At 71.4% G+C, this 20,101-nt stretch carries 18 protein-coding genes; 6 read left to right on the top strand and 12 right to left on the bottom strand.

From position 1 onward, the window contains the following. Positions 1 to 11: 11 nt before the first annotated feature. The 3 genes from BMW78_RS05910 to BMW78_RS05900 form a co-directional block, all read right to left on the bottom strand. The gene (locus tag BMW78_RS05910) at positions 12 to 1,220 is read right to left on the bottom strand and encodes an alpha/beta hydrolase (protein WP_091757310.1); all 1,209 of its coding nucleotides are present in this window, start codon (positions 1,218 to 1,220) and stop codon (positions 12 to 14) included. Between the two features lie 518 nt (positions 1,221 to 1,738). Next, positions 1,739 to 2,959 (bottom strand): amidohydrolase, encoded by a 1,221-nt coding sequence (locus BMW78_RS05905; RefSeq protein WP_091757461.1) that lies wholly within the window; start codon positions 2,957 to 2,959, stop codon positions 1,739 to 1,741. Between the two features lie 118 nt (positions 2,960 to 3,077). Beyond that, positions 3,078 to 3,632 carry a cysteine hydrolase family protein gene (locus tag BMW78_RS05900; RefSeq protein WP_091757308.1) on the bottom strand — a complete coding sequence of 185 codons (555 nt, stop codon included), beginning with the start codon at positions 3,630 to 3,632 and terminating at the stop codon, positions 3,078 to 3,080. Positions 3,633 to 3,771: 139 nt separating this feature from the next. Between BMW78_RS05900 and rlmC the strand changes: the two genes are divergently transcribed. Beyond that, complete coding sequence (gene rlmC, locus BMW78_RS05895) at positions 3,772 to 4,926, top strand: 23S rRNA (uracil(747)-C(5))-methyltransferase RlmC (RefSeq protein WP_091757306.1); 1,155 nt, start codon at positions 3,772 to 3,774, stop codon at positions 4,924 to 4,926. A gap of 4 nt (positions 4,927 to 4,930) precedes the next feature. Here the strand turns inward: rlmC and BMW78_RS05890 are convergent, their stop codons facing one another. The 4 genes from BMW78_RS05890 to BMW78_RS05875 form a co-directional block, all read right to left on the bottom strand. After that, on the bottom strand, positions 4,931 to 5,665 hold the full coding sequence (locus BMW78_RS05890) for a class I SAM-dependent DNA methyltransferase (RefSeq protein ID WP_091757304.1): 735 nt from the start codon (positions 5,663 to 5,665) through the stop codon (positions 4,931 to 4,933). Between the two features lie 96 nt (positions 5,666 to 5,761). Then, the gene (locus BMW78_RS05885; protein ID WP_177180282.1) at positions 5,762 to 6,670 is read right to left on the bottom strand and encodes a glycosyl hydrolase family 18 protein; all 909 of its coding nucleotides are present in this window, start codon (positions 6,668 to 6,670) and stop codon (positions 5,762 to 5,764) included. Next, on the bottom strand, positions 6,667 to 9,045 hold the full coding sequence (locus tag BMW78_RS05880) for a bifunctional polysaccharide deacetylase/glycosyltransferase family 2 protein (protein ID WP_091757300.1): 2,379 nt from the start codon (positions 9,043 to 9,045) through the stop codon (positions 6,667 to 6,669). Before BMW78_RS05880 ends, BMW78_RS05885 begins: the two co-directional genes overlap by 4 nt. Positions 9,046 to 9,283: 238 nt before the next feature. Beyond that, on the bottom strand, positions 9,284 to 11,221 hold the full coding sequence (locus BMW78_RS05875) for an alpha-amylase family protein (protein ID WP_177180281.1): 1,938 nt from the start codon (positions 11,219 to 11,221) through the stop codon (positions 9,284 to 9,286). Between the two features lie 64 nt (positions 11,222 to 11,285). Between BMW78_RS05875 and BMW78_RS05870 the strand changes: the two genes are divergently transcribed. Together BMW78_RS05870 and BMW78_RS05865 are read left to right on the top strand one after the other, a co-directional pair. After that, positions 11,286 to 12,104, top strand: coding sequence for a DUF72 domain-containing protein (locus tag BMW78_RS05870; protein WP_091757298.1), 819 nt, complete (start codon positions 11,286 to 11,288; stop codon positions 12,102 to 12,104). Then, positions 12,101 to 12,925 carry a DUF1028 domain-containing protein gene (locus BMW78_RS05865; RefSeq protein ID WP_091757296.1) on the top strand — a complete coding sequence of 275 codons (825 nt, stop codon included), beginning with the start codon at positions 12,101 to 12,103 and terminating at the stop codon, positions 12,923 to 12,925. The genes BMW78_RS05870 and BMW78_RS05865 overlap by 4 nt, the downstream gene beginning before the upstream one ends. Before the next feature lie 21 nt (positions 12,926 to 12,946). Here BMW78_RS05865 and BMW78_RS05860 read toward each other — a convergent pair whose 3' ends face one another. Continuing rightward, positions 12,947 to 13,567 carry an L-threonylcarbamoyladenylate synthase gene (locus BMW78_RS05860; protein ID WP_091757457.1) on the bottom strand — a complete coding sequence of 207 codons (621 nt, stop codon included), beginning with the start codon at positions 13,565 to 13,567 and terminating at the stop codon, positions 12,947 to 12,949. A 36-nt stretch (positions 13,568 to 13,603) separates the two neighbouring features. Between BMW78_RS05860 and tdh the strand changes: the two genes are divergently transcribed. Together tdh and BMW78_RS05850 are read left to right on the top strand one after the other, a co-directional pair. Continuing rightward, positions 13,604 to 14,641, top strand: a complete 1,038-nt coding sequence (gene tdh, locus BMW78_RS05855) for an L-threonine 3-dehydrogenase (protein ID WP_091757294.1) — start codon at positions 13,604 to 13,606, stop codon at positions 14,639 to 14,641. Between the two features lie 10 nt (positions 14,642 to 14,651). Further along, the gene (locus BMW78_RS05850; protein WP_091757292.1) at positions 14,652 to 15,845 is read left to right on the top strand and encodes a glycine C-acetyltransferase; all 1,194 of its coding nucleotides are present in this window, start codon (positions 14,652 to 14,654) and stop codon (positions 15,843 to 15,845) included. A 21-nt stretch (positions 15,846 to 15,866) separates the two neighbouring features. On the opposite strand, the gene BMW78_RS05845 is transcribed toward BMW78_RS05850, so the two are convergent. From BMW78_RS05845 to BMW78_RS05835, 3 genes are read right to left on the bottom strand one after another with little or no spacing between them, the layout of a single operon-like run. Then, positions 15,867 to 16,334 carry an OsmC family protein gene (locus BMW78_RS05845; protein ID WP_245735683.1) on the bottom strand — a complete coding sequence of 156 codons (468 nt, stop codon included), beginning with the start codon at positions 16,332 to 16,334 and terminating at the stop codon, positions 15,867 to 15,869. Next, entirely contained in the window at positions 16,316 to 16,861 is a 546-nt protein-coding gene (locus BMW78_RS05840) for a DUF1697 domain-containing protein (RefSeq protein ID WP_091757290.1), read from the bottom strand. The genes BMW78_RS05845 and BMW78_RS05840 overlap by 19 nt, the downstream gene beginning before the upstream one ends. Before the next feature lies 1 nt (position 16,862). Further along, positions 16,863 to 17,720 carry a PhzF family phenazine biosynthesis protein gene (locus BMW78_RS05835; protein WP_091757288.1) on the bottom strand — a complete coding sequence of 286 codons (858 nt, stop codon included), beginning with the start codon at positions 17,718 to 17,720 and terminating at the stop codon, positions 16,863 to 16,865. A gap of 34 nt (positions 17,721 to 17,754) precedes the next feature. Here BMW78_RS05835 and BMW78_RS05830 point away from each other — a divergent pair, with 34 nt between their 5' ends. After that, a complete protein-coding gene (locus BMW78_RS05830; RefSeq protein ID WP_425439040.1) occupies positions 17,755 to 18,402 on the top strand; it encodes a histidine phosphatase family protein in 648 nt (215 codons plus the stop codon). Positions 18,403 to 18,489: 87 nt separating this feature from the next. Here the strand turns inward: BMW78_RS05830 and BMW78_RS05825 are convergent, their stop codons facing one another. Continuing rightward, complete coding sequence (locus BMW78_RS05825) at positions 18,490 to 19,989, bottom strand: glutamate-cysteine ligase family protein (protein WP_091757284.1); 1,500 nt, start codon at positions 19,987 to 19,989, stop codon at positions 18,490 to 18,492. Between the last annotated feature and the right edge of the window lie 112 nt (positions 19,990 to 20,101).

The raw sequence follows: 20,101 nt of genomic DNA, 5'->3' as shown, positions 1-20,101 counted from the left end.
CACCGTGGCGGTCACGCGCCCGCCACGTGGGTGCTCAACCAGTCGAGGGCACCCGGCATGAGGGAACCCCACGCGGCGAAGTTGTGCCCTCCGCCGGGCACGTAGATCACCCGAGCCGTCATCGGGGCGTGCACCAGGGCGGCAAAGTGGCGCGTGTCCCTCACACCGTTGGGCCCGCGCTCGGCGGTGCCGATGGTCAGCAGCAGGGAGACCGGCGGTGGAGGCTGATGGCTGACGAGCCACTCCGGGTTGTTCAGGTCGCGGAGCACCCGCGAGCCGCCCCACAGGTCGCCGGTCGTCCCGTCCTTCAAGGTGTGGTAGTACCCGGAGAGCGCGACTGCACTGGTGAAGACATCAGACCGGGACAGCGCCATCTTGGTTGCGCAGTAGCCACCCGTCGAGTCACCCATCGCCCCCCAACCTGCAGGCTTGACCCGAGCCAGCTGCTCCACCGCGGTGGGAACGTCCTGCGTCAGGTACGTCAGGGCCAACGGTCCGCCCGGCACGTCGGTGCACTCGGTGTCGCGCGGCGCAGCGACGGTGGGGCGCAGCATGACCAGCACCATCGGCTTGGCCCGGTGTGCGTTGATCTCCTTCAGGAGCATGTCCGGATAGTGCATCCGCGAGACCAGCGCGGCAGTGGTGCCGGGGTAGCCGGTCATGACCTCTGCCGCAGGGAAGAGGGCGTGCCGGTAGGCGGGCTGGAAGTACTGCGGCGGCAGCCAGACCAGGGCCGGGTCCACCAGCCCCGAGCGGGCGCCCTGCACCGTGATGGCCTCGAGCCGGCCCCGTGAGGCCCACTGCGACGGCTGCGCCCACGCGGCGGCCAGGCGCGAGGAGTCGCCGATCGTCTCGGGACGCGCCGCCTTGGGGGTGCGGTGCCCCGTGAAGGCGAAGTGCAGGCCGGCGACGTGCAGCGCGGACGTGGAGGGCCGAGTGGCTCCCGAGGCGCCCCCGGAGCCGCCGACGGTGACCACGGTCGGCTTGCTGTCCTTCCCCAACAGCTCCGCCCACGACCCGTAGAAGTAGCCGTAGTCGTTCACCACGGCCGCGACGAGGAGCAGTGCGGCGACCTGGGTGCCCAGGATCAGGCCGAGGCGCTGGGCCAGCCGCAGCACCGGGGCACCCCGAACCCGGGTCCAGAGCAGCAGAGCGGCCCCCACCGCGATCGCCGTCAAGGTTGCCAGAACCGCCACCAGTGGCCAGCCGAGCAGGCTCATCGCACCCCACACCCTCTGTGGACAACCCGTTTTGGGAGTCTTCGTCCACACCGTGCTCCACTGGCATGGGAGATCCGTGAGTGCTGGCTGGGTGTCTGCTGGGAATGGCCCGGTCCACGGGCAGGTCGGGGGAGGGGAACCCTACTGTCCCGCTCCCGGGATCCCGACGCCTGCGCGGACCGGGCTCACGGACCGGGCTCACGGACCGGGCCCACGGACCGGGCCCACGGACCGGGCCCACGAACGGGGACGAAACAGTGCACGACCGCAGACCCGCGGTTGAGCTCCAGCTGGACACAGAAGCTGCCGGCCGCGCCGACGTCGGGAGTGCCTTGCCAGGTCGTCACCGGCGCAGCGCGACGCCGTGAGACGACGATGACTGTGGGCAGCGCGGGCTCCCGCGCGGTGACCCTGAAAGCCGTCCCTTAACGCCAACCCTTAACGCCGATAATCAACATTATGTCAACTAGTTGTTCCGTCACGCCCCCACTCCCATGGCCGGGACCACCTGACTACCGTCACCTGTCCTTGCCCAGGTATGCCAGGGCCGCCACGACGATGGCCTCGGTGCCGGCATCCAGGGTGGGCTGGATCGACGGCGCGAAGTAGGGCGAGTGGTTGGGGTACGGCTGCTGGCCGGGCGCGAAGCCGCCCACGCCCCAGTAGCTGTAAGGGATCCCGAAGGCGTCAGGCAGGCGGCTGAAGTCCTCGCTCGCCGTGACCCTGCCCAGGGTGACGACCCGTCCCTCGCCGAAGTGGTCCCGGAAGGCGTCCGTCAGCCTGGCGGTGACGTCGGGGTCGTTGTCGGTGAGCGGGTACTGGTCGTAGTACTCGAACGTGGGTGGCTCCGGCGACCCGGATGCCTCGCACTCCGCACGGACGATGCGCTCGATGCTGCCGAGCACCCGGTCGCGGACCTCGAGGTCGTAGGTGCGCACGTTGACCAGCAGCACCGCGCGGTCGGCGATGATGTTGCTCTTGGTGCCGGCGGTGCTGCTGCCGACCGTGACCACGGCGAACTCCCCCGGCTTCGTCTCCCGGGCCACGATGGTCTGCAGCCGCAGGACGATCGACGCCGCGAGCACGACCGGGTCGACCCCCAGGTGGGGCATCGAGCCGTGCGACCCCTTGCCGAACACGGTGATCCGGATGCTGTCCCCCGCCGAGAGCACCGGGCCGGCCTGGGTGCCGACCACTCCGGCCGCGTGGTTGAGCACGTGCTGCCCGAAGGCGACGTCAGGACGAGGGACCCGGTCCGTGAGCCCGTCCTCGAGCATGGCCCGGGCGCCCGCGGCGGTTTCCTCGGCCGGCTGGAAGAGCGCTGTGAAGGTGCCGCTCCAGGCGTCCCTGGCACCGGCCAGCAGCTCGGCTGCCCCCAGGAGGGCAACGACGTGGACGTCGTGTCCGCAGGCGTGCGAGACACCCACCGTCGCGCCGGCCTCGTCCACCGCGGTGACCTTGGACGCGTACGGAAGTCCCGTCAGCTCCGTCACCGGCAGGGCATCCATGTCGGCACGCGTGAGCACGGTGTGACCCGACCCGTTGACGAGGACTCCCACGACGCCGCCACCGATGCGCTGCACCTCGTAGCCGAAGGCCTCGAGGCGCCGGGAGACCTCGGCTGCGGTCTCCACCTCGTGAGAGCTCAGCTCCGGATGGGCGTGGAGGTGGGTGTAGAGCTCCTCCTGCCACGCCCGTGTCCTGTCCATCCGCCCCAGCACATCTGTGATGCGGGTCATGGCGCCCATCTCCCCGACCGAGCTGCCCGCCGTCGTCACGGGGCGGGTCCTCTCCAGACGCTACGCCGGGGACGCCGACCCGGCCAGGAGCCAGGGCGTCAGCACGTGGGTCAGGCCGTCAGCCGCGGAACGCCACCTCCTCGGTCGGCACGACGGCGGTCGTCCGCCCCGGCGCCGACTGGTACTGCCAGTACAGGTTCGTGTGGGCGATCACCTGGTCCGGTGGCGGCGCGCCCCAGGCGCTGCGGTCTCCGGTCGTGTGCGCGTCGGCCACCAGGGTCACGTCGTAACCCCGGGTCAACGCCCCGTGGATCGTCGCCCGGACGCATGCGTCGGTCTCGGCGCCGGTCACGACGAGCCGCCCCACCCCAGCGCCGGCGAGGACCTCCTCGAGACCGGTCGCCTCGAACGAGTCGTTGTAGGACTTGTGCACCAGCGCCTCACCCTCGCGGCGGCCCAGCTCCGGCACGTACTGCCAGGCGTCGCTCCCCTTGGCCAGGTGGTCGTCGGAGTGCTGGACCCACACGACCGGCACCGCCTCGGCCCTCGCCCGGTCGACGAGCGAGGCGATGTTGGTGACGACGGCATCTCGCTGGTGGGAGCCGGACACCACGCCGTTCTGCACGTCGATCACCACGAGGGCGAGGTGCGGGCGGTTCTCGAGTGTGCTCATGACAGCTCCTCTCCTTGGCGACCCCACGTGTTGAGGTCACGCCTCGTCTCTCGGTTCCACGCTAGAGAGCCCCACCGACAGTGCGGTGCCGCGCCGATCCCCTTCGAGCGCCGAGACCCCGTCCTTCTAGCCTTGTCCGGTGCAGTGCGACTACTTCGACGCGGGACGGTGCCGCTCGTGCGCCCTCATGGGCGTCCCGTATGCCGCACAGCTCGCCGACAAGGACGCGGCGGTGCGCACCCTGCTCGCCGACGCCGCACCGGCCGACGTGTGGCTGGAGCCGTTCACCGGACCGGAGTCCGCCTTTCGCAACAAGGCCAAGCTGGTCGTCGGCGGTCGTCGCGGTGAGCCGACCCTCGGCATCCTCGACCCCACGGGTGCCGGCGTCGACCTGCGCCACTGTGGCCTCTACGAGCCCGGCCTGCACGAGGCAGTCCTGAGGCTGCCCGACCTCGTCGGCCGGCTCGGCCTGACCCCCTATGACGTGCCACGACGCACCGGCGAGCTCAAGCACGTCCTCGTCACCCACTCCCCCGATGGCGAGCTCATGGTGCGCTTCGTGCTGCGCTCCCCCGGCCAGCTCGGGCGCCTGGAGCGCAGCCTGCCCGACCTGCTGGCACGTCTGCCCGGGACTCGGGTGGTGACCGCGAACTTCCTGCCCCAGCACGCCGCCCTGCTCGAAGGCGAGCAGGAGCAGGTCCTCACCGAGCACGCGACGCTGCCGATGCGCGTCAACGGCATCACGCTGCACCTGCGGCCGCAGAGCTTCTTCCAGACCAACACGACCGTCGCCGCAGGCCTCTACCGGCAGGCACAGGAGTGGCTGGCCGAGGTCGCCCCCACGTCGCTGTGGGACCTCTACTGCGGCGTCGGCGGGTTCGCCCTGCACGCCCTCACCACCGCCACTCCCCCGGCGCAGGTGACCGGCATCGAGGTCTCCGAGGAGGCTGTCGCCAGCGCCGAGCACACGCTGGGCGAGATTCCGTTGCAAGACAACGGAACCCACGCGACGTTCCGTGCCGACGACGCCACCCGGTATGCCGTGCAGCGGCCGCCCGAGCAGGCTCCCGACGCCGTCGTGGTCAACCCGCCGCGGCGCGGCTTCGGCCGCGAGCTCGCCGCGTGGCTCGACCACTCCCGTGTCCAGCACGTCGTCTACTCCAGCTGCAACGCGCGCTCGCTCGCCGTCGACCTCGAGGCCATGCCCCACCTGCAGGTGCGGCGGGCGCGGCTGTTCGACATGTTCCCCCAGACGTCGCACCACGAGGTCATGGTGCTGCTCGAGCGGCGCTAGGACGTCAGGCAGGTCGGCGTTCGTAGACGGACACGTGACGCCGGCTCTGGTGGGTGAAGGGCTCCTTCTTCCAGCCACCCCACCGGTGCCGAAGCCTCAGCCCCGCGATCCTCGCCATGAGGTCGAGCTCGCTCGGGTAGACCAGGCGCAGAGAGATCGGCGACATGGTGATGCCCGACGTGCTGAGCCTCATGTGGTTGATGTCCAGGACCTGCGTCAAGGCGTCGTAGGTGTGCGGGCTGAGACGCACCTCGTCGAGGGCCACTGCACCCACCTCCACGTACGCACCCTCGCGTGGGCCGCGCCAGGGCACCCCGGTCTCGACGACGAAGACACCGTCCGGCTCCAGGTGCCGGGCCGCGTTCTCGAAGCACCGCACCTGCTCGTCCTGGGTCAGCAGGTTGTGGATCGTGTTGAACACCAGGTACACCAAGGCGTACCGGCCCGGCAGCTCCACCCTCGCCATGTCGCCGACGGCCACGTCGAGCTCGCCGCCTCCGGGCTTGGCCCGCAGCCGCTCGACCATCGCCTCCGACTGCTCGATCCCGTCGACGCGCACTCCCCTGGCCGACACGGGCAGCGCCACCCGGCCGGTGCCGATGGCGAGCTCCAGCGCAGGCCCCTCACCGGCCAGCTCCGTGAGGAGCTCCACCGTCTCGACCTCGTCGCCGCGCAGGTCCTCGTCGTAGCGAGCCGCCACGTCGGGGCCGAAGCTGCTGAACGGGTCGAATCCCTGCACGGGCGTGCTCCTCACGGTCGCTGGTTCCAGGGCGTTCCCCGGCCGGTCCCGAGTGTGGTCGGCCACGTCTGATGGCGACAACCCGTTTTCGGCCAGTCAGGAGCGCAGGATGGTGCGCGCGCAGGTCCTCGCGAAGCGGTAGCCCTGGGACCGGTCGTGGTTGACCGACCACAGCATGACGCCCCGGGCGCGGGGCGCGCTCTCGAGCAGTCGCTGCCACATGGTGCAGATCGCCTGTGACGTCTGTGTCCCTGTCTCGCCCGGCAGCCGGACGAGCAGGAAGCCCATGCCCACCGACTGCTCACCCACGACCCGCTCCCAGCCCAGGGTGTGCTGCAGGATCCACGCCGGGTCGGACCGTCCGCCGTTGTAGTACTGCGGGTTCACCATGTCGAGCAGGTCGGCGATGCGGCGCGCCAGCTCGAGCTGTTCGGGCTCGCGCGCTCCGAGGATGGGCGCCATCGTGATGGCGAACCGCTGCCCGTACCGCTCGGCCAGCCGGCGCGTGGCCCGCTCCAGCGTGGCCGGCGAGATCCCGTGCTCGAGGTCCCAGTCGAGGCCGCTGAAGCCGTAGCGATCGATGATCGGGGTCACCGAGGCGAGGAAGGCCTCCAGCTGGGCGTCGGTGCGGATCTGGAGCCCGCCGTCGTTCCACCCACCCACGGCCAGCAGCACGCGCCGGCCGGAGGCCTGCAGCGAACGCACGTCGGCAACCAGTGACGCGGCGCTCTGCGCCGTGGGCGTGAACCGCACGCGTCCGGTGCGGTCCCCCACCGCGAAGGCCGCCATGACGACGGTGTACTCAGGCGGCACGTCGCGCAGCCGCACCGCCGGGGTCCCCCAGGAGTGCCAGTAGCCGGCCACGACCCGCGGTGGCAGCGCCGAGCGGCTGACGACGGACGACGCGCTCGGCTCCCCCGCCCCGGGACTCGCCGCGCAGCCAGACACGACGCCAGTGAGCGTCACCACGGCCAGGAGGGCCGCGGCACACCGGGTCAGGCTCACGCGCCCCGCCGCCCGGCTCGGGCCGGTTCGGGCGGGGTGCCGGCGACGACGGAGACGACCGCGGTGTCGACCGCCCCGGTGCGGGCCAGCTTGTGCCAGCCGCCGCGCACGCCGCGGATCGCCATGAGGACGCACGTGTGGAGCAGGTAGGCCCGCAGCGGCTCCTGCACCACCCGGTAGACAGGCACCACGAGCAGGTGCACCGGCCGCTCTCCCATGAGGAGCACGGCCACTCCGGCCACGGCCAGGTGCACCAGCATGAAGAGCAGGAAGAAGACCAGCACGATGCCGATCCCCTGCCGCTGCGCGGCGTACACCGCCATGACCGTGGCGAAGGGCAGGAACAGCAGCGGCACGACGATCGACGCGACGTAGGCCGGCAGCACGTACCAGCCCAGCGGCCCGGAGCCGCGCCGCATCACCAGGTCGCGGTGCTTCCAGATCGACTGCAGCGTGCCGAACACCCAGCGGGTGCGCTGGGCCAGAAGCGCGTCGACGGTGTCCGGCGCCTCGGTGAACGCCAGTGCCTCGTCGTCCTGGGTCACTCGCCAGCCGCAGCGGTGCAGCGACAGCGAGAGGTCGCAGTCCTCCGCCAGGGTAACGTCGGTGTAGCCGCCGACGGACTCGATGGCCTCCTTGCGCCAAGCCGCGCACGCCCCTGGCACGATCGTGATGGCGCCCAGCTCGTCCTGCGCCGCGCGGTCGATGCCGATCTGGGTGAGGTACTCCAGTGCCTGCCATCGCGTGAGGAGGTTCCGCTCCCGGTTGCCCACGGCGACGACTCCCGCCACCGCGGCCAGCTGGCCGGTGTGGTCGAGCGCGAAGTGCCGCACCAGTCGGGTGACGGTGGTGGGTGTCAGCACCGTGTCGGCGTCGAGGGTGACGACGTACCGCCCCCGGACCCGGGACAGTCCGGCGTTGAGCGCCCGCGCCTTGCCCCGGTTCGGCTGCTGCACCAGCACGACCCGCGCGTCGTCACGCGCGATCGAGCGCACGACGTCGGCCGTTCCGTCACTGGATCCGTCGTCCACGACCACCACATCGAGCAGGGGGAAGTCCGACGCCAGCACCGTGCGCAGGGTCCGGGCGATCACCTTCTCCTCGTTGTAGGCGGCCAGGAGCACCGAGACGGGCAGCGACATGTCCCCCGCCTCCGGCCACCACTGCCGTCGGCGGCACCGGTGCCGTCGTACCGCCAGGCCGGTGTTGACCAGGTTGATCGCGACGACCGAGACCACGGCGAACAGGAAGAGGGCGCGCAGCAACAGGTCCGGCCACACGTACAGCGCCTGCACCCCGCGGAGCGTGAGCTGGTCCCAGACCGTCGGCCGCACCCTCGTGACGCGTTCCGCGAGGTCCGGCTGCACCTGCGGCATGGTGTGGAACGTGTAGCCCTGGGCCTTCGCCCAGGGGATCAGCCGCCGAACGTAGTCGACGGTCATCTTCCGCCCGTGTCCCCCACCGTCGTGCAACAGGACCGTCACGTTGCGACCGTCCAACGGCGGCAACGGGATCGCGCCCTTCTCCTGCCCCGCGGCATACGCCCAGTCGTCGGTGTCGAAGTCGTGGGAGGCCACGACGTAGCCGAACCGCTGCGCGCGCAGGATGCCGTCGACGGTCGCCTGCGTGGAGGCGACGTCGTTGCCCTCGTACGGCAGGCGGAAGTAGGCCGCCTCCGTGCCGGTGACGGCGCGGATGATCCGGTCGCTCACCACCATCTCCAGCCGGGCGCGGGTCGCGCTCGCGCTGCTGACGTCGAGATGGGTCAGCGTGTGGTTGGCGACGGCGTGCCCCTCGCGCACCTCGCGCCGGAACAGCTCGGGGTACTTGGCGATCATGGTCCCGGTGGTGAAGAAGGTGGCCGGGACCTTGTTCTGCGACAACAGGTCCAGCAGCTTGGGTGTCCACACGGGGTCGGGCCCGTCGTCGAAAGTGAGCGAGATCGTCCGCGTCGCCACCGCCGAGTACCCGTAGCGCTGGATGACGTACCTGCTGGAGCCGATGGCCCGGCTGTCCGCCGCGGGGAAGGACGGCACGACCAGTCGTCGGGTGAAGGGGTCCCACCCGGAGGCAACACCCTGCTCGCGCCGGACCTCGAGCACCCGCACGAGGGGCCCGCCCCCGACCAGCGGGGCCTGCAGGCCGGTGTCGGCACTCGTCACGGGAGGCGCCAGCTGCTCCCCGCTCACCTGCAGGGCCGGACTGGCCCAGACGTGTGGGGCGACCACTGCGGTCAGGGCGAGCAGCACGACGACCACCGCCAGCACCACCAGCCGGAAACGGCGCCACCGCCGGCCGGAGTCGTCCAGGAAGACGGGCCGAGTGGCGACCACCACCGGTGGGCTGGGTCCTCTGGTGGTGGCAGGACGGGTCACGGCGGGTCCTCGCTTCGCGGGCGTGGCGGCACCACGGAGCGACAGCGCCTGACAGATCCCCCGACTGATCCCCCTGGCAGACCGGTCCCCGGTGCACCTGCTTCGATTGTCACCACAGCGGCGGTTGAAAAAGTAGGCCCCAGAACGGATTTCAGACCATCGGGGGATGCCTGCTACGTCATTCCACTTCGTACTCCCTCATCTGCACGGGGTCCTTGGTCCCAGCTCGAGGAAGGACTCAGGCGTCGCCTTCCACCACCCACCAGGCGGCATACGGGCTCAGCAGCACCTGGCCGTCTTCGCCGCCGTAGACCGCGTGGGCGCCGAGGGCGTTGATCGGGTTGGTGATCCCGGCCTCTGCGAAACGCGCGAACGGGAAAGGGCGCCACGAGTCCGTCACGTTGTAGACGCCCACGAGCGGGCCGCTCGGATGGCGCCGCACCGTGGCGAGCACGCCGTCGTCGATGTCGAGAAGCACCGTGCTGTCGGCTGCGGCGTGCAGCTGCGGCAGGCCGGCTCGCACCCGGGCGAGGTGCGCCAGTCCCTGGAAGACCTTGCCGGCGGTGGTCCGCAGGTCGACGCGGTCGGCGACGCGGCGGGCGTCCAGCCGGGGCCGGTGGGCCCACCGGTTGTCGTCCTCGTGCCCCGGCTCGCTCGCCCATGCCGGGTCGTTGGGTATGGCGAGCTCGTCGCCGCTCCAGACCACGGGTATGCCGCCCCAGCCCGCCACGACCGCGTGCGCGAGGAAGACCCGCGCAAGGGCGGTGTTCTGTGCTCCTGCCGTGACGGCGTCCGCCAGACCCGTGAGCGATGCAGCGGTGCCACTGATCCGCTTGTCACCGGTGGCCCGGTTGTGCTGGAAGACCAGTCCTCGGGCCCACGAGCCGGGGAACGAGCCGGCGTACCAGTCGGACAGGAACCGCCGGTGCGCGAAGCCGTCGAGCCCCACGGCCCGGGCGTCGGCGTCGTCGATGGCCCACCCGATGTCGTCGTGGCAGCGCACGTAGCAGATCCACGTGCCGCTGGGAGGCGTCGCCGGCAGTGCTGCGAGCGCATGGCGGGCCAGGACCGTGTTGCCGGCCGCGAGCATCGACCAGACCTGCACCATGAGGCTGTTGTGGTAGGCGAGGTCGCTCACCCGCCCCGCGTGGGTGCCGAGTCCGAGGTACTGCACGAGGTCTCGCGGCCCGACGATGGCCTCGGCCTTGAACACCGTTGCAGGACAGGCGATCCGCGCGACTGCACGGAGCGCCTGCGTGAGGGCGTGCACCTCGGGCTGGTTCTGGCAGCTCGTGCCGAGCCGTTTCCACGTGAAGGCGATGGCGTCGAGGCGCAGGACCTCCACCCCGAGGTTGGCGAGGAACAGGATGATGTCGGCGTACTCGACGAGCACCTCGGGGTTCGACCAGTTGACGTCCCACTGCCACTCGTTGAAGGTCGTCCAGACCCAGCCTCGCAGCTCCTCGTCCCAGGTGAAGTTCCCCGGGGCGAAGTCCGGGAACACCTCGGGCAGGGTCCGCTCGTAGGCGTCGGGCAGCTCCCGGTCCGGGAAGACGTGGAAGTACGCGCGGTAGCGCTCCTCCCCCGCCCTGGCCCGCGCCGCCCACTCGTGCTCGCGCGCGACGTGGTTGAGCACGAGGTCGAGCACGAGCGAGATCCCCTCGCCGCGCAGCACACGCGTCAGCTCCCGCAGGTCGTCGACGGTCCCGAGATCGGGACGCACCGTGCGGTAGTCCTGCACGGCATACCCGCCGTCGTTGTCCCCCTCCCGCGGCTGCAACAGCGGCATGAGGTGGAGGTAGCCCACCCCCAGGTCCTTGAGGTAGCCGAGCCGGTCGGCCACGCCGCGCAGGCTGCCGGCGAACCGCTCGGTGTAGCAGGCGTAGCCGAACATCGAGGGTTGCTGCAGCCAGTCGGGTCGCAGCACCCGGCGCTGGTCGAGGTGCCGCAGCTCGGGGTCGCGCTCGGTGTAGGCGCGGGCGGCCAGCTCCACGAGGCGCACCGCGAGCGCGTCGACATCGTGGTCGGGGTAGGCGCCGGCCAGGCCGGCCACGAGGTCCTCCCACCAGCGCTCCAGGCGCAGCAGGAACGTGTCCTGGTCGGCGGCCGACATGCCGCCGAGGCAGCGGGAGGCGGCGTCCTGGGCGGCGAGGAGTCCGGGGGGCGACTGACCCATGGGCCGATTGAACACCCGCAGCGCCGGCCTGCGGGGTGCAACGCGCACCCTTAGGCTCCGGGACATGGCCAGGGTGCGCATCGGGATCTCGGGCTGGCGCTACGCCGGCTGGCGCGGTGACTTCTACCCCAAGGGCCTGCGCCAGGCCGACGAGCTGCACTACGCCGCCGACCACATGGGGTCCGTGGAGATCAACGGGTCCTTCTACTCGCTCCAGCGGCCGAGCTCCTACCGGGCCTGGCGGGAGCAGACGCCCGACGACTTCGTCTTCGCCGTCAAGGGCGGCCGGTTCATCACCCACATGAAGAAGCTCGTCGGGGTCGAGGCGCCGCTGGCCAACTTCTTCGCCTCGGGCGTGCTCGCCCTGGGCCCGAAGCTCGGTCCGGTGCTGTGGCAGCTGCCAGAGCGCGTGGCCTTCGACGCCGACAAGCTCTCGGCCTTCTTCGACCTGCTGCCCCGCACCACGGCCCAGGCCGCGGAGCTGGCCACCCACCACGACGACAAGCTGGCCGAGGACCGGGTGCTCACCGCCGCCGAGGTCGACCTGCCGGTCCGGCACGCGCTGGAGCCCCGGCACCGCAGCTTCGACACGCCCGAGGCGCACGCGCTGCTGGCGGCCCACGACGTCTGCATGGTGGTCGCCGACAGCGCCGGCAAGTGGCCCGCGATGCGCGACGGCACGTCGGACTTCCGGTACGTGCGGCTGCACGGGGCCACCGAGCTGTACGCCAGCGGCTACACCCCCGAGGCGCTCGACCACTGGGCCGGCCTGTGCCGCCAGTGGCGCGACGAGGGACACGACGTCTACGTCTACTTCGACAACGACGCCAAGGGACACGCACCGCACGACGCGGTGTCACTCATCGAGAGGATGGACGCATGACCTTCTCCGTCGTCGGCCAGGTCGGTGACGCCTTCGGCGTCGCCGTCGCCAGCCGCTTCATCGCCGTGGGCTCCGTGGTACCCGCCGCCCGGGTCGGGGTCGGCGCGGTCGCCACCCAGGCGATGGCCAAGGTGTCGTACAAGGAGGACGTGCTCGGCCTCCTCGCGTCCGGCATGGGGGCGCCCGAGGCCGTGGCGCAGGTGTCCTCCGCCGACGAGGCCGCCGAGCACCGCCAGCTCGGCGTCGTGGGGGTCCACACCCAGGCCACCCACACCGGCGGCGAGTGCCTCACCTGGGCCGGCGGCGCCTGCGGGCGCGACGTCACCGGCGGCTGGGCGATCCAGGGCAACATCCTCACCGGCCCGGAGGTGGTCGAGCGGATGCGGGAGACCTGGCTGGCGCGCACCGACCTGCCCCTCCCGCGCCGGCTCGTGGAGACGCTGCTGGCCGGCGACGCCGCCGGTGGCGATGCGCGCGGGCGCCAGGGTGCGGCCCTGTATGCCGTGGCGCCGGGCGCGGGGTACGACGCCTCCGGTGTGCTCGCCGACCTCCGGGTCGACGACCACCCCGACGCGGCCCGCGAGCTGGCCCGGCTCCTCGACGAGCACGAGCTGGTCTTCGGCGCCCCCGAGGACGTCGTGCCGCTCGAGGGAGCGCTGGCGCAGGAGGTCGCCGAGCGGCTCGGCCGGCTGGGGCACGCCCACGAGGACCCTGCTGCGGCCCTGACGGCGTGGGCCGGCGAGCGCAACCTCGAGATGCGCCTCACCCAGCGGGGCATCGACGCCCGGGTCCTCGAGGTGCTGCGCCGCGAGAGCCCCTGACCGCCGGTGGCGTCGACGCCCCTACTCGAACAGGCTCGGGTCCCCCGCACCACGGCGCACGACCTCGGGGTAGCCGTCGGAGAAGTCCACGACCGTGGTGGGCTCGAGACCGCACTCCCCCGAGTCGATGACGGCGTCGACCTCGTGGTCGAGCCGTTCCTTGATCTCCCAGCCCTGGGTCATCGGCTCCTCCTCCCCCGGCAGCAGGAGGGTCGTGGAGAGGATCGGCTCCCCCAGCTCGGCGAGCAGGGCGTTCACGACCGGGTGGTCGGGGATGCGCACGCCCACGGTCTTCTTCTTGGGGTGCATGAGCCGCCGCGGCACCTCCTTGGTCGCCGGCAGGATGAACGTGTACTGGCCCGGCGTCGCCGCCTTGACCGCCCGGAAGACCCGGTTGTCGAGGTGGACGAGGTGGGCCAGCTGGGTGAAGTCGCGACACACCAGTGTGAAGTGGTGACGCTCGTCGAGCTGCCGGATGCGCAGCATCCGCGCCTTGCCCTCCGGGTTCTCGAGCGCGCAGCCGAGCGCGAAGCAGGAGTCGGTCGGGTAGGCCACGACGCCCCCGTCGCGGATGATCTGCACGGCCTGCTGGATCGAGCGGGGCTGCGGGTCCACGGGGTGCACGTCGAAGTACCTGGCCATGGAGGGACTGTAGGCCGTGGCCACTATGTTGGGCGCGTGCGAGCACTCGTGAAGACCACCGCCGGTCCCGGCCTGGAGCTGCTGGACGTCCCCGAGCCCGAGGTCGGCCCCACCGACGTCAAGATCCGCGTGCTGCGGGCGGGCCTGTGCGGCACCGACCTGCACCTCGAGCAGTGGGACGACTGGGCGGCCTCGACCGTGAAGCCCCCCATGACCATCGGCCACGAGTTCTACGGCGAGGTCGTCGAGGTGGGCGAGGACGTCACCAGCGTCCTCGTCGGGCAGCGGGCCTCCGGTGAGGGCCACATCGTCTGCGGCACCTGCCGCAACTGCCGGGCCGGCCGGCGGCACGTGTGCATCCACACCAAGGGCGTGGGGGTGAACCGTGACGGCGCCTTCGCCGATTACGTCGTCATCCCCGCGAGCAACGTCTGGGTGCAGCCCGACGACCTCGACCCCGACCTCGGCGCCGTCTTCGACCCCTTCGGCAACGCCACCCACACCGCACTGTCGTTCCCCATGGCCGGCGAGGACGTCGTCATCACCGGCGCGGGTCCGATCGGGGTGATGGCCGCGGCCATCGCCCGGCACGTGGGTGCTCGGCACGTGGTGGTCACCGACATCAGCGACTACCGCCTCGAGCTGGCGAAGAACGCCGGGGCGGACCTGGTCGTGAACGCCGCCCGGAGCAACCTGCGGGAGGCGATGGACGAGCTCGGCATGAAGGAGGGCTTCGACATCGGGCTCGAGATGTCGGGCGTGCCGTCGGCGGTCGAGGACATGCTCGCCAACATGAACCACGGCGGGCGGGTCGCCATGCTGGGCCTGCCCAAGGACCCCTTCCCCATCGACTGGGGCCGGGTCATCACCCACATGATCACCATCAAGGGGATCTACGGCCGCGAGATGTACGACACGTGGTACGCGATGAGCTCGATGCTGCAGACCTCCTCGGTCCTGCGCGAGCGGGTCGCGTCGGTCATCACGCACCGCTTCCCCGCCGAGAAGTGGCAGGACGCCTTCGCCGCCGCCCGCTCCGGGCAGTGCGGCAAGGTCGTCATGGACTGGAGCTGAGAGGACACCCATGTACGGCACCGTCAGGGACGAGATCCGCGCCACCCTCGAGGAGATCGAGGCGGCCGGGCTCTGGAAGAACGAGCGCGAGCTCACCTCGCCGCAGCAGGCCCACATCACGACGGCCAAGGCCGACGCGATCAACTTCTGCGCCAACAACTACCTCGGCCTGGCCGACCACCCCGACGTCGTGGCGGCCGCCACCGCGGCCCTGCGGGACTGGGGCTTCGGCATGGCGAGCGTGCGCTTCATCTGCGGCACGCAGACGCTGCACAAGCAGCTCGAGCACGCCATCTCCGACTTCTTGCAGACCGAGGACACGATCCTCTACTCCTCGTGCTTCGACGCCAACGGCGGTGTCTTCGAGGTGCTCTTCGGCGCCGACGACGCGATCATCTCCGACGAGCTCAACCACGCCTCGCTCATCGACGGCATCCGGCTGTCGAAGGCGGCACGGTACCGCTACCGCAACGCCGACATGGCCGACCTGCGGTCGCAGCTCGAGGCCGCGAAGGCGGCTGGTGCGCACCGCATGGTCGTCGTCACAGACGGCGTCTTCTCGATGGACGGTTACCTCGCCCCGCTCGACCAGATCTGCGACCTCGCCGACGAGTTCGGCGCCATGGTCCTGGTCGACGACTCGCACGCGGTCGGGTTCGTCGGCGACGGCGGCCGGGGCACGCCTGAGCACTTCGGTGTGATGGACCGCGTCGACATCCTCACCGGCACCCTCGGGAAGGCGCTCGGAGGGGCCTCCGGCGGCTACGTCAGCACCCACCGCGAGATCGTGGCCCTGCTCCGCCAGCGGTCGCGCCCCTACCTGTTCTCCAACGCCGTCGCTCCCGTCGTCGCCGCGGGTTCCCTCAAGGCCATCGAGCTGGCCCGCGAGTCCGGCGCCGGCCGCGAGACGCTGCGGCACAACACCGCGCTCTTCCGCGAGCTCATGACCGCCGAGGGCTTCGACCTGCTGCCGGGCAGCCACCCGATCACCCCGGTGATGTTCCCCGGCGAGGACGGTGCCCGGCGCGCGGCGCAGATCGCCGACGAGATGCTCACCCACGGCGTCTACGTCATCGCCTTCTCCTACCCCGTGGTGCCCCAGGGCAAGGCGCGCATCCGCGTGCAGCTGTCGGCGGCCCACTCCGAGGAGGACGTGCGCACCTGCGTGGCCGCGTTCGTCGCCGCCCGCGACGCCGTCCGCTAGGAGGTCGACCGGGCCGGCGGGCTAGGAGCTCGCCTCTCGCGTGTCGACCGGCGTGCCCCGCTCGACGGTGCGGCTCACGGTGCACAGCCGGTCGTGCGAGCGGACCAGTGCGCTCGGCAGCCGGTCGCGCGCGGTGTCGCCGTCGGCGCCCTCCGGGAAGGTGACGCTGAACTCGACCGTCAGGCCCGCCATGTGGTTGCCGGTGTCGTCCTTCACCTTCTCGCCCGAGGCCACCACGGTGAAGCCGGTGGGGTCGACCCGCTTGGTGGTGATGAAGTCGACGTCGATGGCCGTGCACCCGGCGATGGCGGCCAGAAGCAGCTCGACGGGGCTGAACTGCTCTCCGCCGCCGCCGATGCGCATGGTCCCGCCTCGCTCGTTGGTGACGTCGAAGACGCCCTTCTCGACCCGGGTCAGCGTCACGGACCGGTGGCCGGTTCCCGTGCCGCCCGTCTCCTCGGCCATGTCGGTCATCGTGGTGTTCCCCATTTCTGCGCCAGTGTGCGGACGACGGTCAGGTTACGGCTCGTCGCCGGCCGGCCGGTCAGCCGTTCCACCTGGGCATTGCCCAGCTTGGCCTCGTTGAACGGCTTGCCCAGCTCGACGAGGATGTCTCGCCCCACCACGTGGGCCCGCTCGCCGTCGACGTCCCAGGCAGCGATGCGGGCCGCGGCGTCGTCGCCGACCTCCCCGGCGCAGAACGCGACGTACCGGCCCATGGGGGCCTCGAACGACGTCGGTATGCCGTCGACGGCCTCCACGAGGCCCGTCAGCTCCGCGGGTCGCCGTGCCAGGGCGACGATGTCGAACCCGGCCGCCGTCGACAGGCACTCGCCCACCGCCCGCTCGACCTTCTCCGGGCTGCGCAGGGGTGTCGTGACGAGCAGGTTGCCGGTCTGGATGTGCGAGGCGACGTCCGCGAAGGCGTTGTCGGCGAGCACCTGCCGGGCGTGCTCCATCCTCAGGACCCGCTTGCCGACGTTGACCGCCCTCAGCAGGACGACGTAGGTGGGCATGTCAGAGGTGCACCGCTCCCGCACCGACCTGGCGCACGAGGCCGCCCACCTGCACGACGCCCTCGTCGGAGACGGTGAGGTCGAGGGTCGAGGGTCGCCCCACCTGGGCCCCCTGGTGGACCCGCCAGGACACAGCGGTGCGGCCCTGCGCCACGAGCCACGCGCCGAGGTTCGAGCAGGCGGAGCCGGTGGCCGGGTCCTCCACCACGGCGGAGCCCTGGGTGAACAGGGCCCGCGCCTCGACCGTGTCCGTGCCCGTCGGGGCCCACAGGTAGACCAGGGTCTCGCCGCCCCGGGTGCCCATCCCGGCATACCGGCGCATCTTCGTGGCGTCGCCCTCGGCGCGCCGCACGGCCTCGACCGACGCCGCCTGCGCGATGATCTGGCCGCTTCCGGTGCTGACCTGCTGCACCGGGCCGAGGAGGTCGCCGTCGGCGAGCCCGATGGTGTGCGCGATCTCGCCGGGCTCGAACTCGCGCTCGACGGCGCCCTCGTTGGCGGTGAGCACCCACTCGTCGCCGTGCGCCCGCACCGGGATCACGCCTGCTGCCATGGACAGCCGCACCCGGTCGCCGGCGTCGAACAGGTCGCGCACGACGTGCGCGGTGCCGAGCGTGGGGTGGCCGGCGAAGGCCATCTCGTAGTTCGGGGTGAAGATGCGCACCCGCGCGTCGGCCTCCGGGTGCTCGCCGTCCGGCGGCAGCACGAAGGTCGTCTCCGAGAGGTTGAACTGGCGCGCCAGCCCCTGCATCTGGTCCTCGTCGAGCTCCGCTGCGTCCTCGAAGACGCAGAGCGGGTTGCCCGAGAAGGGGTCTCCCTCGTTGGCGAAGACGTTGAGCAGACGGAAGGACAGCCTCATGCGCACACTGTGGCAGACCCGTAGGGTGACGCGCGTGGAGAGCGCACAAGTGCCGGCCCCAGCGGTGCAGACGGAGCAGACCACCACGGTGAAGGCCCCCGAGGGGCGGCTCGTGCTGGTGCGCCACGGGGAGACGGAGTGGTCGCGCACCGGCCAGCACACCGGGGTCACCGACCTGCCGCTCACCCCCGCGGGTGAGGAGGCCGCCCGGGGCCTGGCCGGGCCGTTGAAGGAGTTCGACTTCGCGCTCGTCCTGTCCTCACCGCTGCAGCGGGCGCGCCGGACGGCCGAGCTGGCCGGACTGGAGCCCGAGCTCGACCCCGACCTCGTCGAGTGGGACTACGGCGCCTACGAGGGGCTCACCACGGCGCAGGTGCGCGAGCAGCTGGGCTACGACTGGACCGTCTTCGAGCACGGCGTCGCACCCGGCGAGACGCAGGGCGAGACCGTCGAGGAGGTCGCGGCCCGGGCCTCCCGCGTCGTGCGGCGGGCCGTCGAGGCGATGGGCTCCGGCGACGTCGCCCTGGTCGCCCACGGCCACCTCCTGCGGGTGCTCACGACGGTGTTCCTCCAGAGGGAGCCGCGTTTCGGCGCCCAGCTGCTGCTCGACGCCGGCGCGCTGAGCGTGCTCGAGTTCGAGAAGGAGCTGCCCGCCATCCGCCTCTGGAACCGGCCCGCCTGAGGCGGGCAAGCGGCATACCGCTCCCGTCTCCCGTGCGGGGCCGGTGAGGGGTCCTCGTCCCCCGTGAGGGGCCGGTGAGGGCTCCTGTCAGAGCTCTGCCGGCTGTCCCGGCAGCGGCCAGGTGTGCACAGGCTCGTTGCTGTGCATGTGCCGGTGGTAGGTCTCGAGCATCCGGCTGAGCGCCGCCTGCCGGTCCAGGCCCTGCTGCTGGAGCCGCTCGACCGCCTGGGTCTGCCAGGTGGCGCCGTTGCTGCCGGTCTTGCACCGGCCCTCGATGACGCTGAGGTAGCGCTCGCGCACCTCGTCGGAGACGCCCCAGTCCTTCAAGCCCTCATGGGCCAGCGGCAGCAGGTGGCGCAGCACCAGCTCGTCGACGCTGACCTGCCCGTAGCCCGGCCAGTACAGCGTCGCCTCGATGCCGTCGCGGGCGGCGTTGTGGAAGTTCTGCTCCGCGACCCCGAAGCTCATCTTGGTCCACACGGGGCGGTCGTCCGAGGCGAGCTTGCGGATGACGCCGTAGTAGAAGGCGGCGTTGGCCATGACGTCGATGATCGTCGGCCCGGCGGGCAGCACGCGGTTCTCCACCCGCAGGTGCGGGCGGTCCTGCACGATGTCGTAGATCGGCCGGTTCCACCGGTAGACCGTGCCGTTGTGGAGCCGGAGCTCGGCCAACGACGGCGCCTCCCCCGCCTCGAGCCTGGCGACCGGGTCCTCGTCCGAGATGTCGGCCAGCAGGGCCGGGAAGTAGCGCACGTTCTCCTCGAACAGGTCGAAGATCGACGTGATCCAGCGCTCGCCGAAGAAGACCCGGGGCCGCACCCCCTGGTTCTTCAGCTCGATGCTGCGGGTGTCGGTGGCCTGGCTGAACAGCTCGATCCGGGTCTCGGCGTGCAGGCGCTGGCCGAAGAAGAACGGCGAGTTCGCCGCGAGCGCGATCTGCGGGGCGACCAGCGCCTGGGCGGCGTTCCAGTGGGCGGCGAAGTCCTGCGGGGCCACCTGCAGGTGGAGCTGCACGCTGGTGCACGCCGACTCCGGGGCGATCGTGTCGCAGTAGGTGGCGACCCGCTCCCCCGTGGGGCCCTCGATGTCGAGGTAGATGTCCTCACCGCGGGCGACGAAGATCGAGTCGTTCAGCGCGGTGTAGCGGTTGTTGGCGCTGATCCACTCGCCCTGGAAGTGCTCGGGCATGATCGTCGGCAGGATGCCGACGGCCACGATGTGGGCGCCGTGCCGGGCGGCCCCCTCGTCGGCCCGGTTGAGCGAGGCGCGCAGCTCCTGCTCGAGGTGCAGGGCGGCGTCCCCGGGCAGCGGCCGGGGCGGCACGTTGAGCTCGATGTTGTAGCGCGCCAGCTCGGTCTGGTAGTCCGGGTCCGCGATCGCCTCGAGCACCTCGGCGTTGGCGAACTTCGGCTGGTAGTGCCCGTCGACGAGGTTGAGCTCGATCTCGAGGCCGGTCATCGGGCGGTCGAACTCGAAGCTGCTGTGGGAGAGCATGCGTTCGAAGACGTCCAGGTTCTGCCGCACCTTCTCGCGGTAGCGCTGCCGCTGCTCGCGCGTGTAGCTCTGCGCGGTGACCTCTTCGCCCAACGGGACCTCCTCACAGTGTCGGCGTGCCGTTTCCCTGCGACGACCCAACCACACCGGTGACCACGGGGCCACCGGTTCCGTGGCCGGTGGCGTCGCAGACCACTGTGCTTCT

The sequence above is a fragment of the Pedococcus cremeus genome (assembly GCF_900111375.1).
GTDB lineage: Bacteria > Actinomycetota > Actinomycetes > Actinomycetales > Dermatophilaceae > Pedococcus_A > Pedococcus_A cremeus.
This window is presented reverse-complemented; position numbering and strand designations above follow the sequence as displayed.